The sequence below is a fragment of the Paenibacillus sp. FSL R7-0312 genome (assembly GCF_038004445.1).
Taxonomy (GTDB): domain Bacteria; phylum Bacillota; class Bacilli; order Paenibacillales; family Paenibacillaceae; genus Paenibacillus_AQ.
Genome location: NZ_JBBORE010000001.1, coordinates 5,782,056 through 5,796,681, shown reverse-complemented (window position 1 = coordinate 5,796,681; position 14,626 = coordinate 5,782,056). Strand labels below are relative to the sequence as shown.

General features: G+C 51.4%; 11 protein-coding genes. 9 read left to right on the top strand and 2 right to left on the bottom strand.

Annotated features, from left to right (window positions below):
• The first annotated feature begins 85 nt into the window (after positions 1 to 85).
• Positions 86 to 1,342 (top strand): purple acid phosphatase family protein, encoded by a 1,257-nt coding sequence (locus MKX70_RS25600; RefSeq protein ID WP_042235502.1) that lies wholly within the window; start codon positions 86 to 88, stop codon positions 1,340 to 1,342.
• Positions 1,343 to 1,534: 192 nt separating this feature from the next.
• Entirely contained in the window at positions 1,535 to 5,203 is a 3,669-nt protein-coding gene (locus MKX70_RS25595; RefSeq protein WP_445323716.1) for a X2-like carbohydrate binding domain-containing protein, read from the top strand.
• A gap of 125 nt (positions 5,204 to 5,328) precedes the next feature.
• Here MKX70_RS25595 and MKX70_RS25590 read toward each other — a convergent pair whose 3' ends face one another.
• Positions 5,329 to 6,069: an SDR family NAD(P)-dependent oxidoreductase gene (locus tag MKX70_RS25590; RefSeq protein WP_042235504.1), complete on the bottom strand. Its 741-nt coding sequence runs from the start codon at positions 6,067 to 6,069 to the stop codon at positions 5,329 to 5,331.
• Between the two features lie 401 nt (positions 6,070 to 6,470).
• On the opposite strand from MKX70_RS25590, the gene MKX70_RS25585 reads away from it, so the two are divergent.
• From MKX70_RS25585 to MKX70_RS25570, 4 genes are all read left to right on the top strand, one after another.
• Entirely contained in the window at positions 6,471 to 7,367 is an 897-nt protein-coding gene (locus MKX70_RS25585; RefSeq protein WP_042235508.1) for a LysR family transcriptional regulator, read from the top strand.
• Positions 7,368 to 7,551: 184 nt separating this feature from the next.
• Entirely contained in the window at positions 7,552 to 8,145 is a 594-nt protein-coding gene (locus MKX70_RS25580; RefSeq protein ID WP_340841109.1) for a sigma-70 family RNA polymerase sigma factor, read from the top strand.
• A 35-nt stretch (positions 8,146 to 8,180) separates the two neighbouring features.
• Entirely contained in the window at positions 8,181 to 9,101 is a 921-nt protein-coding gene (locus tag MKX70_RS25575; RefSeq protein WP_156123109.1) for a hypothetical protein, read from the top strand.
• Between the two features lie 1,159 nt (positions 9,102 to 10,260).
• The gene (locus MKX70_RS25570) at positions 10,261 to 10,890 is read left to right on the top strand and encodes a hypothetical protein (protein WP_340841108.1); all 630 of its coding nucleotides are present in this window, start codon (positions 10,261 to 10,263) and stop codon (positions 10,888 to 10,890) included.
• Positions 10,891 to 11,008: 118 nt separating this feature from the next.
• On the opposite strand, the gene MKX70_RS25565 is transcribed toward MKX70_RS25570, so the two are convergent.
• A complete protein-coding gene (locus tag MKX70_RS25565) occupies positions 11,009 to 11,626 on the bottom strand; it encodes a nitroreductase family protein (RefSeq protein ID WP_076245312.1) in 618 nt (205 codons plus the stop codon).
• A gap of 325 nt (positions 11,627 to 11,951) precedes the next feature.
• Between MKX70_RS25565 and MKX70_RS25560 the strand changes: the two genes are divergently transcribed.
• The 3 genes from MKX70_RS25560 to MKX70_RS25550 all read left to right on the top strand — a co-directional run bounded on the left by MKX70_RS25560 (position 11,952) and on the right by MKX70_RS25550 (position 14,615).
• Positions 11,952 to 12,389, top strand: a complete 438-nt coding sequence (locus MKX70_RS25560) for a DUF1641 domain-containing protein (protein WP_042136226.1) — start codon at positions 11,952 to 11,954, stop codon at positions 12,387 to 12,389.
• A 40-nt stretch (positions 12,390 to 12,429) separates the two neighbouring features.
• Positions 12,430 to 13,608 carry an NAD(P)/FAD-dependent oxidoreductase gene (locus MKX70_RS25555; protein WP_340841693.1) on the top strand — a complete coding sequence of 393 codons (1,179 nt, stop codon included), beginning with the start codon at positions 12,430 to 12,432 and terminating at the stop codon, positions 13,606 to 13,608.
• A gap of 215 nt (positions 13,609 to 13,823) precedes the next feature.
• Positions 13,824 to 14,615, top strand: a complete 792-nt coding sequence (locus MKX70_RS25550) for an alpha/beta fold hydrolase (RefSeq protein ID WP_231637850.1) — start codon at positions 13,824 to 13,826, stop codon at positions 14,613 to 14,615.
• The last annotated feature ends 11 nt before the right edge of the window (positions 14,616 to 14,626 follow it).

Below are 14,626 nucleotides of genomic sequence, written 5' to 3'. Positions count from 1 at the left end.
ATAAGGTGCTTATTTGAGAAACAGAACAGATCGACCGGCGGGTTCAGAGAGATTGCAAGCTTGAAGCTGCAGGCGGAGGGAGTACATGAACGACTTGAAAACATTTATTATCATCGGAATTATAGTCGTTGTATTGATCATACTGGCACTTGGCCTGGAGCGGCTCAAATCGGAGCGGGCCGCAGGGGGAAGAGCTGAATTCTCAGGTTCACTCTACGATCTGGTCAGTACGTTTAAGGGGGATGCGGCCACCAGCCGCGCCTTTACCTGGTACACCGGGGACCCCGGAGCAGACGGCTGGCTTGAGGTAATAAAGGGCAAGACGTCTGATTTTACCGGAGATGGGGTCATTAAGGTTCAGGCAGCCAATACCACGGTCAAGACGGATCAGGGTACAGCAGGCGTGCACAAAGCCGAGATTACCGGACTGGAGCCGGGAACACGCTACACTTACCGGGTAGGCAGCGGAGAGGAAGAGGAGTGGAGCCCCGCATACGGGTTCAGCACTGCGGAAGCGGACAGCGGTCAGGTGACCTTTATCAACGTTACGGATTCCCAGGGAGTAACAGATGCGGATTTCGCAATCTGGGGCAACACTTTGGAACAGGCATTCAAGACCTTCCCGGCAGCAGAGTTTATTGTGCATAATGGTGATTTTACTGAAGATTCGGAGGATAGTGCGGCGTGGAATAGCTTCTTTGGCTATGTTCAGAACAGGGTGGCCAGTGTGCCCCTCATGCCGGTGACCGGTAACCATGACGAGATTGATGAAGAGGCGGAGCTGTTTACCTCACATTTCAATCTGCCGGATAACTGGGCCAAGGGTTCGATCGCCGGCACTTCCTATTCCTTCGATTACGGCCCGGTCCATGTGACTGTGCTGAACACAGAGAGTAATCTGAAGAAGCAGGCTGACTGGCTGAAGAAGGATCTGGCAGGTACGGATAAGCCGTGGACAATCGTAGCGATGCACCGTCCGGCGTATGGAGGGAACATGTACAGTAAGGTCGAGGACTGGACGGCGATTTTTGACAAATACAAGGTGGATCTTGTGCTGCAGGGACATAATCATGAGTATTCCCGTTCTTATCCGCTGCGCGCCGGTCAAATTGTACCCGAGAGTGATGGTGGCAATGTTACAACAGGCGGAACGGTCTATGTGGTGACCAACGCCTCCGGGGCCAAATTCAACGGGAAGAAGGAAGACTTGTTCTACCATAAGGTTCATTTCCAGAATAACAAACCGATGTTCGCGGGAATCACGGTTAGCGGGGATACCCTGACTTATCAGGCGTATGATACAGACGGCAACAAGCTGGATGAGTTTGTTTTGAAGCATTAGTAAGCGAGGTTCTTTTGGATGACATTCCAACAGAACCTTTTATTGTTAAAATAGTAATAAAAAGTGTGAAAATGGTACGATGATTGCTGACAGTTTTCATATGAATTCGACCGTTTTCCCTCACGGTGCAGGTTGTCAACGCTCTATAATGAAAGCGTTATTAAAGAAAGAACCTGGGAGGTTAGAACCGTGATTCGAAAACGTATCCGAAGAATGGGAATGGTTGTCCTGCTGGCGGCAATGCCCGGCTCCTTGTTTACCGTTTCTCCCGCAGTAACTCATGCCGCAGCAAGTGAAGCCTACAACTGGAACAGCGTGGTTACCGGTGCAGGCGGAGGGTTTGTTCCGGGCATTATTTTTAACCAGACTGAGCCGAACCTGATCTATGCACGGACGGATATCGGCGGTGCCTACCGCTGGAATCAGGCATCCGGCAGCTGGACATCGATCAGTGATTCTGTCGGCTGGGTGGACTGGAACAAGAATGGCGTAGACGCGCTGGCTACCGATCCGGTGAATCCGGACAAGGTGTATATGGCTACCGGTACTTATACGAACTCATGGGACGGAAATGGACAAATCATGCGCTCCAGCGACCGGGGGAATACGTGGCAGACAACGCCGCTGCCGTTCAAGGTTGGCGGTAATATGCCTGGACGTTCGGCCGGGGAACGGCTTGTGATTGACCCCAATAAGAACAGCATCCTGTTCTTCGGGGCGCGGAGCGGGAACGGCCTGTGGAAGAGCGCCGACTCCGGGGTCACCTGGTCCAAGGTCAGCGCCTTCCCTAATGTGGGGACGTATATTCAGAATCCGACGCTTGATTACGGCAATGACCTGGTGGGGTTATCCTGGATTACTTTTGATAAAAGCACAGGCACCTCCGGGAATGCCACCCAGACGATTTATGTGGGAGTAGCGGATACGGCAAGCAGTGTCTACCGCAGCACGGACGGGGGAGCAACCTGGTCTGCTCTGCCTGGTCAGCCGGTAGGTTATCTGCCGCATCATGGTGTGCTGTCATCTACTGGCGATCTGTACATTACGTACAGTAACGGTGTGGGGCCGTATGACGGAAGCAAAGGTGAGGTCTGGAAATGGAACACAACAAGCGGGGTCTGGACCAATATCAGCCCCTCCACAGGAACGGATAACTGGTACGGGTTCGGCGGTCTCGCTGTGGATGCTCAAGACCCTGACACGGTTATGGTCTCCAGTCTGAATGCGTGGTGGCCGGATGAAGTGATCTTCCGCAGCAAGGACGGCGGTGCATCCTGGAGCCGGATTTGGGATTGGGGATTTTACCCGGAGCGGAGCTATAAATTTGCCATGGATATTACCGCTGCGCCATGGCTGAATCATGGCATTACCGACTCTACCTCACTCGACCCCTCGCCGAAGCTGGGCTGGATGATGGGGGATCTGGAGATTGATCCGTTCAACTCCAACCGGATGATGTACGGTACGGGTGCGACCATCTATGGTTCAAATAATGTAGGCGCTTGGGATACCGGCGGGAAAGTCAATATTTCCGTGATGGCGAAGGGAGTAGAAGAGACTGCAGTGCTGGGGCTGATCAGCCCTCCAGCAGGAGCGCACCTGATCACCGCACTCGGGGATGTGTCCGGCTTCCGGTATGATGATGTCACTGCAGCACCGGTGAAGTTCCAGACAAGTCCCTCCTGGGCAACCACAACCGGCATCGATTATGCTGAGTTAAGTCCAGCCTATGTAGTACGTGTTGGCGGTGCGGATAAGGAGAAGACACCAAGCATGAAGTCGATTGGAATCTCCAATGATGGGGGTATCAATTGGTATATGCCAAATGGCGAGCCTTCGAACGGAACCAAGACTACCGCAGGACAGGGACAGGTGGCAGTATCGGCGAGCGGAAACTCCATCCTTTGGAGCACCTCGGATATTGGAGTATATTATTCGAAGACTACCGGCAACACTTGGACCGCAAGCGCAGGGGTTCCGGCGGGAGCCAAAATCGCTTCGGACAGAGTGAATGCGAATAAATTCTATGCCTTCTATGCGGGAACCTTCTATGTAAGTACAGATGGCGGAGCATCCTTCACGGCTACGGGGGCAACAGGCTTCCCTACCAATAATGTCGGCGATCTGCAGCCTAATCAGGCCCAGATCAGTCTGAAAGCCATGCCGGGCATTGAAGGCGATATCTGGTTCGCCGGCGGCAATACGGTTGAGAACAAATATGGCATATGGCACTCTGTCAATTCAGGTGCAAGCTTCACCAAGCTGGCCAATGTTGATGAGGCTGACCTCATCGGGTTCGGCAAGGCAGCGCCGGGCCAGAGCTACATGGCACTCTATACAGTAGCTCAGATCGACGGTGTGAGAGGGGTCTTCCGCTCCGATAATGCCGGGGCGAGCTGGGTACGGATCAATGACAATGCCCATCAGTATGCCAAAATCAACATGGCCATCACCGGAGATCCGCGCATCTACGGACGCGTATATCTGGGCACCAATGGCCGGGGCACCTTATACGCCGATCCGGTGAATCCTCCGGCGGCAGGCTCAACGATCACGCCGGTCAGCGCCAGCTTCGACAAGAAGACGGCGAATCAGGCGGATATCGCCGTGACGATGACGCTGAACGGGAACACGTTAAGCAGCATTAAGAACGGTGCGTCAACGTTGACCGCCGGAACGGATTACACTGTGAGCGGCTCGGCAGTCACGATCAGCAAGGCATATCTGGCAGCGCAGGCGGTGGGTACGACAACGCTTAGCTTCAATTTCAGCGCCGGAGCGGCGCAGACCTTGGCTGTTGCAGTTGTGGACACAACGGCACCGGCCAGTAATTCTGCGATCACGCCGGTCAGCGCCAGCTTCGACAAGAAGACGGCGAATCAGGCGGATATCGCCGTGACGATGACGCTGAACGGGAACACGTTAAGCAGCATTAAGAACGGTGCGTCAATGTTGACCGCCGGAACGGATTACACTGTGAGCGGCTCGGCAGTTACGATCAGCAAGGCGTATCTGGCAGCTCAGGCGGTGGGTACGACAACGCTGAGCTTCAATTTCAGCGCCGGAGCGGTGCAGACCTTGGCTGTTGCGGTAGTGGATACAACAACGCCGGCCAGCAATTCTGCGATCACGCCGGTGAGCGCCAGCTTCGACAAGAAGACGGCGAATCAGGCGGATATCGCCGTGACGATGACGCTGAACGGGAACACGTTGAGCAGCATTAAGAACGGCGCGGCAACATTGACCGCCGGAACGGATTATAGTGTGAGCGGCTCAGTTGTCACGATCAGCAAGGCGTATCTGGCAGCTCAGGCTGTGGGTACGACAACGCTTAGCTTCAATTTCAGCGCCGGAGCGGCGCAGACCTTGGCTGTTGCAGTAGTGGACACAACAGCACCGGCCGCTGGCGGCCTTAAAGTTCAGATGTACAACAGCGGCACAGCGGCTGCGGCCAATACGCTGAGCCCGAAGATTAAGCTGATGAATACCGGCACGGCTGCAGTTTCACTGGCCGATGTAAAGCTCAGATACTTCTACACTATTGACGGTGAGCAGACCCAGAGCTTCTTCTGCGACTGGTCGCAGGTGGGAAGCGCAAATGTGACCGGGACGTTTGTGAAGCTTCCGGTTGCCAAGACCGGGGCCGATTATTACCTGGAGCTTGGATTTACAAGTGCTGCAGGCTCACTTGCGGCCGGGGAGAGCATAGACATTCAACTGCGGGCGTCCAAGTCGGATTGGAGCAATTACACCCAGACCGGAGATTATTCCTTTAATGCAGCGGGCACAGCTTATACCGATTGGGCCAATATTCCAGCCTATATCTCCGGCAGCCTGGTATGGGGAAATGAACCTTCTTGATTAGGAGTTCAAGTGAGTAGAGTAGCAGAGTCTTGAACAGTTTCGAACAGACAGCCCCTCTCCATATTATTGCGGAGGAGGGGCTGCTTGGTGTTTGTAGAATGAATCTGCCAGCGCTGTAGAGGCTATAAAGTCTGTCCGCTGTCGACTGTTATGATCTGCCCGGTCATGGCTTCCTGAGCGAGCGCGGAGCAGATGAAACGTGCGATATCTTCCGGCGCGGCAATGCTCTGCAGCAGCAGGTTCGGTGCGAGCTTATGCATCTGCGCTTCCCGGCCTGCCCACCACCGCGTCGCTACGGCTCCTGGGGCAACGCAGTTGACCCTTATGTCAGGGGCGAGAGCCTTGGCCAGTGACCGGGTCAGTCCGTGAACAGCCGCTTTGGACACGGCATAAGGAAGTGATGAACCGGCACCCGTATTTCCGGCAATACTTCCGAGGTTGACGATGGCCCCATGCCCGCTGCTTTTCATATACGGGGCGGCTGCCCGGGCACAGAAGAACATACCTTTGACATTCACGCCGTATAATTCATCCCACACTTCGGAGGTGACTGCCTCCAGATCATCCATAGGAATATGCTGAGTGATGCTGGCATTATTCACCAGCAGATTTACAGTGTCGTAGGTCTGTACTACTTGTTCTACCATTGCCCGTACCTCGGCATCTGCGGACACATCAGCTTGTACAGCAATGGCCTGCCCACCCTGCGCTATGATCATGTCAACCGTTTCCCGGGCTTCCGCTTCCGAACGGGAATAATTTACGGCAACCTTTACGCCTTGCCCGGCAAGCTCAAGGCAGGTAGCCCGACCGATACCTGTTCCTCCGCCTGTCACTATTGCGGTTTTACCCCTCAGATCCATCCTTATCCGCTCCCGACTACTTATTGTTATTGGATATCCTGAGTACAATTGTAATCAGTTTGCCTGGTTTTGTATAATTGAATGAAATGAATGCTTGGTTCAATAATATTGAACTAATCGAGCGAACTAGAGGGACTTCAACAGCAGATGGTCAATGGACTCTGAAATGAAACACCCTCAAGCTCAGGGCAGGCTGAATGACATTCGCCATTCCCTATTGCACTCTGTACAGTAGAATTCTGTTAATTCAGTGACTTTGAGCAGAAATCAGAAAATCAATTGTATGGAGTGCAACAGAACTGATTTTAGCGCATGAAAACGCAAATTCTATTGTAGAAAATGCAATGAAGAACGATAGGACGGCGGAAAACGGGAGTCTTACTGGAAAGAGGTTAGCGCAAATGGATTTCAAAACTTTAAAAACCTTTCAGGCCATTGTAAGAACAGGAAGCTTTAACCGTGCAGCCGAAGAGCTTAGCTACGCCCAGTCTACGGTAACAATGCAGATCCAGAAGCTTGAGGCTCAGCTGGGCGTTCAGCTGCTGGAGCGCGGCAAACAGCAGGTGATCCTGACGGAGGCCGGGAGGCTGTTCCATGAGCAGAGCCTGCAGATTGTGAAAGACATGGAGCGGCTGCAGAGCAGTCTGGCTGATCTGCAGTCGGGCGGAGCTGGGAGCGTCCGGATCGGTGCAACCGATCCGACTGCGAGTTACCGGCTGCCGCAGCTTTTGCGCATATTCATGGAACAGTTTCCCCGGATCGTACTTTCAGTAGAGATTGCTGGAACAGCGGCTCTCAGCGGGCGGCTGCTTCGGGGAGAACTCGACATGATCCTGTGTTCAGCCCCGCAGCTTGGGACGGAGCTGTATTTCGAGCCGCTTTTCACCGAGGAGTTCGTGCTGCTGCTGCCTGAAGGTCATCCTCTGGAGACGGAGAAGGAGATTACTGCGGACCTGCTTCGCGGACACCGTCTGCTCATTACGGCTGCGGATTGTCCTTACCGTAAGAAGCTGGAGAGTATTTTGCAGGAAGCAGCCGGTCCCCCGCTGAACACCATGGAAATCGGCAGTATGTCCTCCTTGAAATTCTATGTGGAGAACGGTATTGGGATGGCTTTTGTGCCTGAGATTACAATACAGACTCTTCCGTCTGGTACAGTGGTCAGGAGACTGTCAGGGCCGGCAGTTGATATGAGCTGCGGAATCGCCTGCAGAATAGCTGATTACCCGCTGAGAGGGGCGAGCTTACAAGTCTATCAGTTTTTGAAGCGGGAACTGTGGATACCTGTGCATATGTAGAATAGAGCTGATAAGAACCGTTTTTGACAACTATACATTACTTCCACATCCGGCAATTCATGACGAAACTCATGGGCGGCCGGTTTTTTTTGTGTAAGGATTGAATTTATTGTACTCAAAGGGAACCTTTGTCCCGCAGTGGACCAATATAGAGTGAAAACCAATACAGAAAGGAGAGAGACAGATGACTGAGGGAGAGCTGCATGGCTGTCTGCAAAGGCTGAAAGAAGGAGACAAGGATGCTTTCACTGCGCTGCATGACAGCATCAGGCACCAGGTGTACGGGACAGTCTGTCTGCTTGTTGACCGGCAGGGCGATGTGGCAGATGTAGTGAATGAAATCTACATTGAATTGTTCCGTAGTCTGCCGCAGTATGACAGGAATCGGCCCTTTGGGGCATGGCTGAACGGAATGATTGTACGGCAATGCAGCAACTGGAGCCGGAGAAGCTGGCGCAGGCTGCGCATCCAGATCCGCAGCAGGGAGAATGCATCAGAGTTGTTGTTGCCGGGGGCGGATACACCGCTCCTTGAGCAGGAACAGCGGGGAGAGCTGCTTCAGCTGGTGGCAGGGCTTCCCCCTAAACTGCGCAGTGTTGTTGTCCTTCGCTACTATGGGGAATGCAGTTTTGAGGAGATTGCCTCTGCCCTGGAGATACCGCTGGGTACCGCTAAATCCAGGCATCACAAGGCAATGCGCAAGCTGCGGCAGCAAGCCGTATTCACAGAGGAAGATGAGATGAAGGGGGACTATACATGCCTGTCGAAAGTCAATTGAAACGGGAGTTTGCCAGCTTTAAGCAGAATACAGTAATGCCGGAACAGCTGGAGACACAGATTTCCGCAAGCTTTGATCAGTACTTTAAATCCCAAAACGAATGGAAAACCAAAAAACACATTCGCGGCACTGCAAGGATAGCGGTTGTTCTCTGCGGAATAATGCTGTTCGGAGGCGTGGTTTATGGTGCGGATAGGTTATGGGCCGTTACATATGGTTCTACTGGAATAGAGGCGATTGTTCATTCGGACTATACTGAATCCGTTGAACACGGTGAGCACGTGAAGCTGCTTGTTGAAGACATTCAGACTAAACTGGCTGTGAATGAATCCGCCTTCCTGTATGTGTCACTGCCCGAAGGGGGATATGACCTGCTTAAGGTAAACCGTCCGCAGCTGTTCTCCGATCTAGAGAGCTGGAAGGAGGTCATCGAGCCAATTACAGGAAAGCTGGCTGTACCTAGCAGTCTGCCGGAAGGATATTATTTTGCCGAAGCGAGGTCTGACAGTCAGCTTGGGATTATAGACGAATCCTGGGTAAAGAAATACACCAATGTCCTCTCGAAAAGGGTCAAGCCCGGTGAGGATTATGCCTGGATCAAGAGCTTCAATACTCCTAATAGAATAGCTAAGACTGTAAGCCCGCAGCTCATATATGAGGGTCCAAGAGGAAAAAGTGATGCAATTGTAGTTAAGTATACGCCTAGCGGACTGGAAGCGCAGCTCACAGCAAATTTTGCGGGGGCTACTACGGTTGAGGAGATAAAGGTTGGATCTTTAGATGCTTTATATATTGTGAATAAAGAAGCTTATGGGAACCAAAACAACTATTATGCTTATATCCAGTGGATCGAGCTAGGGGAGAATAGCGAATGGAACATTCTGCATGAAGTAAGCACAGAATCACCGGACGTATCCAAAGAGACTTTGCTTAAAGTTGCCGAAGGGCTGCGCTAAAGCAGCCTATGCCAAGGTCAGCTTTATGCTTGTCCGGCTATAACTAAAAAAATCCCCTATAACACATATAAACCTCTATTATTGATAGCTTCATCAACAATAGAGGTTTATATTATAACCACTATACCCATGTTCTTCTCAGACTCCTTATCCTATCCTTTGTACTCAGCCGGGTAGAAATCGTCCGAGGCGGCAGTCAATTTGCCTATCCTGCCCGTTAAATCTTCTCTAATTCATCCGCTGACCACGATAGGATTGATTGTGGGCTTTTGAGCTTAAAGAAGCTCATACCATTTCGTGTAGGGATGGATTGAAGGCTATAACGCCAGGATCAAAGATATAGTCTCAAGCTCAGGGAGTACAGCTGCTTAAGAGGACTGCCGGAGATTCTGCCCCCGCATGCGTTCTTACCGCAGTGTATGGTTCCTTGAGTTGATACCTGTATTATACCGGGATTCACCGCAGCCGTAAAAAGGCGAATACTTTAAATTTGCGGTTATTTTTCGCCGTAAGATCATGTAAGCGCTATTATGCTTCCTTATCCTTAGTTTTTAGGAGGATTCAGAACAATAGTTATTCACTCTAAACTTGATCCAACGTAACCCAGTCGCTGTAAGGAGGGATAAATACTCTGGACCGCAATCGGCGGTGTCAATCCGCGGACTGATTGCCGGTATATCGAAGCGGATTTCTTGCTGAAGTGGACTGAGAGGCCGTTATTTCGCCAAAAAGCCTCATGATCCGGAGGATTCGGACTGAGAATCCTTTATCCTGTTCTTTTAAGCGCTAAAACAAGGCGTTTCAGGATATTAACGGAATCTCAGTCCGAATGTCCTGCGAATTCGCCATTTCTTCGCAAATAACGGAATCTCAGTCCTCCTCACAAGCTGATGAGTTCATGAGCCCGTGATGCTCCAGCCAATCTCCAGACAAGCTCAGGTGAGGAAAAGTGCAATTGCTAAGCTTCTTAGCACCAGCATGATTTGTCCGCAGGTAAGCTTCACAATCTCTAGCTTGATTCACCTGCAGGGCAAAATTGGTGCCCTGGAACAGTGCCGTCTTATAAAATGGACGGCAAAAGCCTTGCCGTTTGCTGTATAATTTACTGATTGTTATGTTGCGGTTCAGCTATCCGGGTACTTGAAGGAGGAAGAAAAGGATGCGTTTGTTTGGAGTGAGGCTTGACGGAACCCGCAGCGGGTTAATCAAGTCTTTTCTGGAGGATAATTATGTATGTGCGGGAGATCCCGTTATTGGAAATCTGGAGTCCAGCGGGAGAGAGGATATCCGCAGCGCGCTGGTTGCATCCGGAGCTTATCAGGAGCAGGAGCTGGAGCTGGAAGAAGCTCTCAGCAGTTTAGACACGTTCGTCAACGTGATGCAGGACGGGGATTATGTGCTGATTGCGGATGAGGAATGGGTATACCTTGGCGATCTGGGTGATTATTTCTATGATGCCCGGCAGGAGAGTGTGGAGGGCGGAACTGCGCACCGGCGCGGGGTAACCTGGCTGAAGAGTCTGCCCCGTACAGCTGTAAATTCTGCAGTACAAGCACTGCTTGCTTCGGATCAGGAGGTTACCCGCTATTCAGGGGTGCTGCCTGCAGCAAGAATGGATTTGTGGCTTGCAGATTCTTCGGCTGGCGATATGGAGACTGCTCATTCCCCGGCCCGTGTGGATGAAGCCACAATAGCTGAGGCGCTGGCTGTTCTGAAGGCTGCCCTGCACAGTCCCGATGCGGAGCGGCGGGAACGCGCGGCAGCGGCTATACTGCATTATGCCAAATGAACATCAGACTGAAGCTTTATCTTATAAAATCACAGCAAAAAGGTCTTCCGGTTAAGCTGCCGGAAGACCTTTTTGCTGTCAACTATTGAACAGGGACTTTGCTGGACCGGGGGTAGGCTCAGATAAATTCAACGAACTCATTAACCGGCTTGCGGTAGCCGCGCGGTCTAATTTTGTGCTTGTTGTCTTTGCCGATCGTAATCAGCATTACCGGAACGAAGTTGTCGCTGAGCCCGAGAGTAGCTTTCACCGCCTCCGGATCAAAACCGATCATCGGGCAGGTATCCCAGCCCTTGTCTTTGGCAATCAGCATGAACTGCATAGCTGACAAGGAAGCATTGCGGATTGCTTCATCCCGCTGGAAAGCGTCTTTTCCGGTGTAAGAATCATTAATAGACTGAATGGTGCGGTCATAATCCTCTTCGCTCATGGCTCCCAGCATTTTAAGTCCGCTATAGATTTCTGGAGCCTGCTGGTAGGCGTTTTTGTCACCCAGCACAACGATGACAGCCGAGGCGGTGTGGATTTTGTATTGACCGTAAGCACCTTTACGGATTTCTTCCTTCACAGTGTCATCGCTGATGACTTTGTAGTGGGCGTGCTGCAGGTTGAAGGCCGATGGAGCCAGGCGGGCCAGTGAGAACATCTCCTCCAGCTCATTCTGTGGGATTTGCACTCCTTCAACGAAATTCATAGCCGATCTGCGGGACTGAACCAATTCTGAAAAAGTACTCATAAATAATGACCTCCATTGGGATATGTATGTTGGTTAGTAAAAATCAATAGCTGATATTAATAAATAAGCTTACAATAAGTTACTTGCTTAAAATATCACAACTACAAGCGTACGTCAATGATTAAACAACAGTAAATTGTGAATTTTAGTTCAAATAGTCGATAAATTTTGAAAAAGCGAGAAAAGAAGTGATTTTAATCACAAAATAAGGCTATAAAGCCAAAAACATTGTGACATTTATTACAACCGGAATGTTATAATAGTCACATAGTTTCAGTGGATGAATACTTTTAAGCAGCAATGCCATTGTAAAGGAGACTTCGATATGTCAGAAACCATTACCCAAACCCCTTTGGAACAAGAAATACCCGCAGCAGGCCTTCCCCAAGAGGATTTGCTGAATCAGCTTCTGAAGCCGGAAGTTCAGGAATCCCTGATTCTTCTGGTGGAGCAGCTGCCGCAGATTACCCAACTGGTGAATGTATTAACCAAATCGGTCGATTTCGTACAGTCGGTTGCAACGGATGAAGTATTGAAAAATGATACGGTAGGCGCAATCAAAGAGATGGCGGGTCCTGTGGTAGGCTCTGTCAAGAATCTGGCGGCTACGGTTATTGAAGCGAAAGACCGCGCGGATGCAAGCAGTGAAACCATCAGCCTGTTTGGCATGATGAAAATGATCAAGGACCCGCAGGTACAAAACGTGCTCCGTTTCATGAATGCATACCTGCAGGTCAGCGGCGAACGCCAATCCGGTAAGTAATTATTGTTCAATTCTTAATCGTAGGGATGGAGGAAATATGATGTCAAAACACATAGTTATTCTAGGTGCAGGTTACGGCGGCTTATTGAGTGCGCTAACCGTGCGCAAATACATGAGCAAAGCTGAAGCCAGAGTTACAGTGGTTAATCAGTATCCAACACACCAGATCATAACCGAGCTACACCGCCTTGCAGCAGGTAGTGCTTCGGAACAGGCGGTTGCCATGCCACTTGCGAAGCTGTTCGCCGGTAAGGATATCGATCTGAAGATTGCCAAGGTTAATTCGTTCTCGGTAGAGAACAAGCAGATCGTCCTCTCAGATGGTGTAATGCTGACTTATGATGCTCTCGTTGTCGGTCTGGGCAGCACGACGGCTTATTTCGGCATTCCGGGACTTGAACAGTACAGCATGGTGCTGAAATCGGCGGCGGATGCACTGCGGATTCACGGACATATTGAAGACCGGATTCGTGAATATGCCAAAAGCGGCAACGCGGCCGATGCAACCATCCTGATCGGCGGGGGCGGCTTGACAGGTGTTGAGCTTGTAGGTGAAATTGCCGATGTATTGCCCAAGCTGACTAAGAAATATGGAGTGAACCCGGCTGAAATCCAGCTGCTGCTCGTAGAAGCCGGACCGAAGATTCTTCCGGTCCTGCCGGATCATCTGATTGAGCGCGCTACAACCAGCCTCGAGAAACGCGGAGTTCAGTTCCTGACTGGTCTTCCCGTTACGAATGTAGCAGGCAATACCATTGATCTGAAGGACGGCCGCCAGATTGTGGCGAATACCTTCGTCTGGACCGGCGGCGTGCAGGGCAACCCGCTGATCGGTGAGTCCGGGCTTGAAGTGAACCGCGGCCGCGCAACCGTGAATGAGTTCCTGCAATCCACTTCACACCAGAATGTATTTGTAGCCGGTGACAGTGCGGTTGTGTTCGCACCGGACGGCCGTCCGTATCCGCCAACGGCACAAATTGCCTGGCAGATGGGTGAACTGATCGGTTATAACCTTTACGCTTACCTGAATGACAAAGCCTCCGAGACCTTCAGTCCGGTGAATTCCGGGACACTTGCCAGTCTGGGACGCAGAGACGGAGTAGCGATTGTCGGCGGCAATTCCACACCGCTGAAGGGTCTGCCGGCAACGCTGATGAAGGAAGCAAGCAATATCCGGTATTTAACCCATATTCACGGGTTATTCAGTCTGGCCTATTAATTCTCTCCTAACCATCTATACCTATTGCAGGCCGCTTCCATGCGGCAGATCATCCCCTTCAACCGCCAGCAGGCAGTTGAAGGGGATTTTTCATGCATTCAGACTGTGCAAGGAGAGCTGTGTGAAATAACATAGTAAATTACTGGAAGTTTCTTTATCCTGAATGAGGCATACATCCTATATATGAACTTATTGCGCAGCACTAGGAGGAGAAGATGATTCAGAACGGATTTATCTGCAATTGGATGGAGGTTCAAACGGACGGGCAGGGCCGCGGATTGTATTATAAATATTCTGCACACCGTGCACCTGCTGTCATCTTTATTTCCGGATTAGGGGATGGTTGCGATTCCTGGAGCGGTGTCCAGGAGAATATTGCACAGCATGCCTCAACGCTCGCTTATGACAGAGCGGGTACCGGGACCAGCCCGGGAGTGCCGGGACCGCGCACCTGCCAGGATCTGGTGGAGGAGCTGTACCGGCTGCTGGCACTGCTGGATATTAAAGCCCCTTATATTCTGGTCGGTCATTCCTTTGGCGGTCTGGTAGCCAGATTGTTCGCCTGCTGCTATCCGGAGCGGATTGCGGGAATTGTACTGATAGATGCTGCAGGCGAATATAAGGAGCTTACTTATGAGCGGGTGCTGCCCCCGCAGCATATCGCTGCGAACCGGGCGTACCTGCTGAACCCTTCGCTCAATAAGGAGCAGATCGATAAGATGCAGAGCTATAAGCAGATCTCTGCTGCCCGGGGTTCCATGCCAAGCCAGGTTCCGCTATCGGTGATAACCAGGGGGCTTGCGGATGAGGAGGGATCAGACTGGCCGGCACATGCGATACTGGAGATCGAGCAGAAGAACCAGGCGGAGTTCCTGGAATTATCTTCAGCCAGCAGACAGCTGATTGCGCCGGGTAGCGGTCATTATATCCATCATGACCAGCCCGGGCTGGTCATTGAAGTAATCATAGGGATGATACAGGCTCATTCCAACGGGCTTAAATACTGATATCAGCGTCT

Bases quoted from the DNA above. Each gene is read 5' to 3' on its own strand.
- MKX70_RS25600 (WP_042235502.1), top strand. From the start codon at position 86: ATGAACGACTTGAAAACATTTATTATCATCGGAATTATAGTCGTTGTA.
- MKX70_RS25590 (WP_042235504.1), bottom strand. From the start codon at position 6,069: ATGGATCTGAGGGGTAAAACCGCAATAGTGACAGGCGGAGGAACAGGT.
- MKX70_RS25585 (WP_042235508.1), top strand. From the start codon at position 6,471: ATGGATTTCAAAACTTTAAAAACCTTTCAGGCCATTGTAAGAACAGGA.
- MKX70_RS25580 (WP_340841109.1), top strand. From the start codon at position 7,552: ATGACTGAGGGAGAGCTGCATGGCTGTCTGCAAAGGCTGAAAGAAGGA.
- MKX70_RS25575 (WP_156123109.1), top strand. From the start codon at position 8,181: ATGCCGGAACAGCTGGAGACACAGATTTCCGCAAGCTTTGATCAGTAC.
- MKX70_RS25570 (WP_340841108.1), top strand. From the start codon at position 10,261: ATGCGTTTGTTTGGAGTGAGGCTTGACGGAACCCGCAGCGGGTTAATC.
- MKX70_RS25565 (WP_076245312.1), bottom strand. From the start codon at position 11,626: ATGAGTACTTTTTCAGAATTGGTTCAGTCCCGCAGATCGGCTATGAAT.
- MKX70_RS25560 (WP_042136226.1), top strand. From the start codon at position 11,952: ATGTCAGAAACCATTACCCAAACCCCTTTGGAACAAGAAATACCCGCA.
- MKX70_RS25555 (WP_340841693.1), top strand. From the start codon at position 12,430: ATGTCAAAACACATAGTTATTCTAGGTGCAGGTTACGGCGGCTTATTG.
- MKX70_RS25550 (WP_231637850.1), top strand. From the start codon at position 13,824: ATGATTCAGAACGGATTTATCTGCAATTGGATGGAGGTTCAAACGGAC.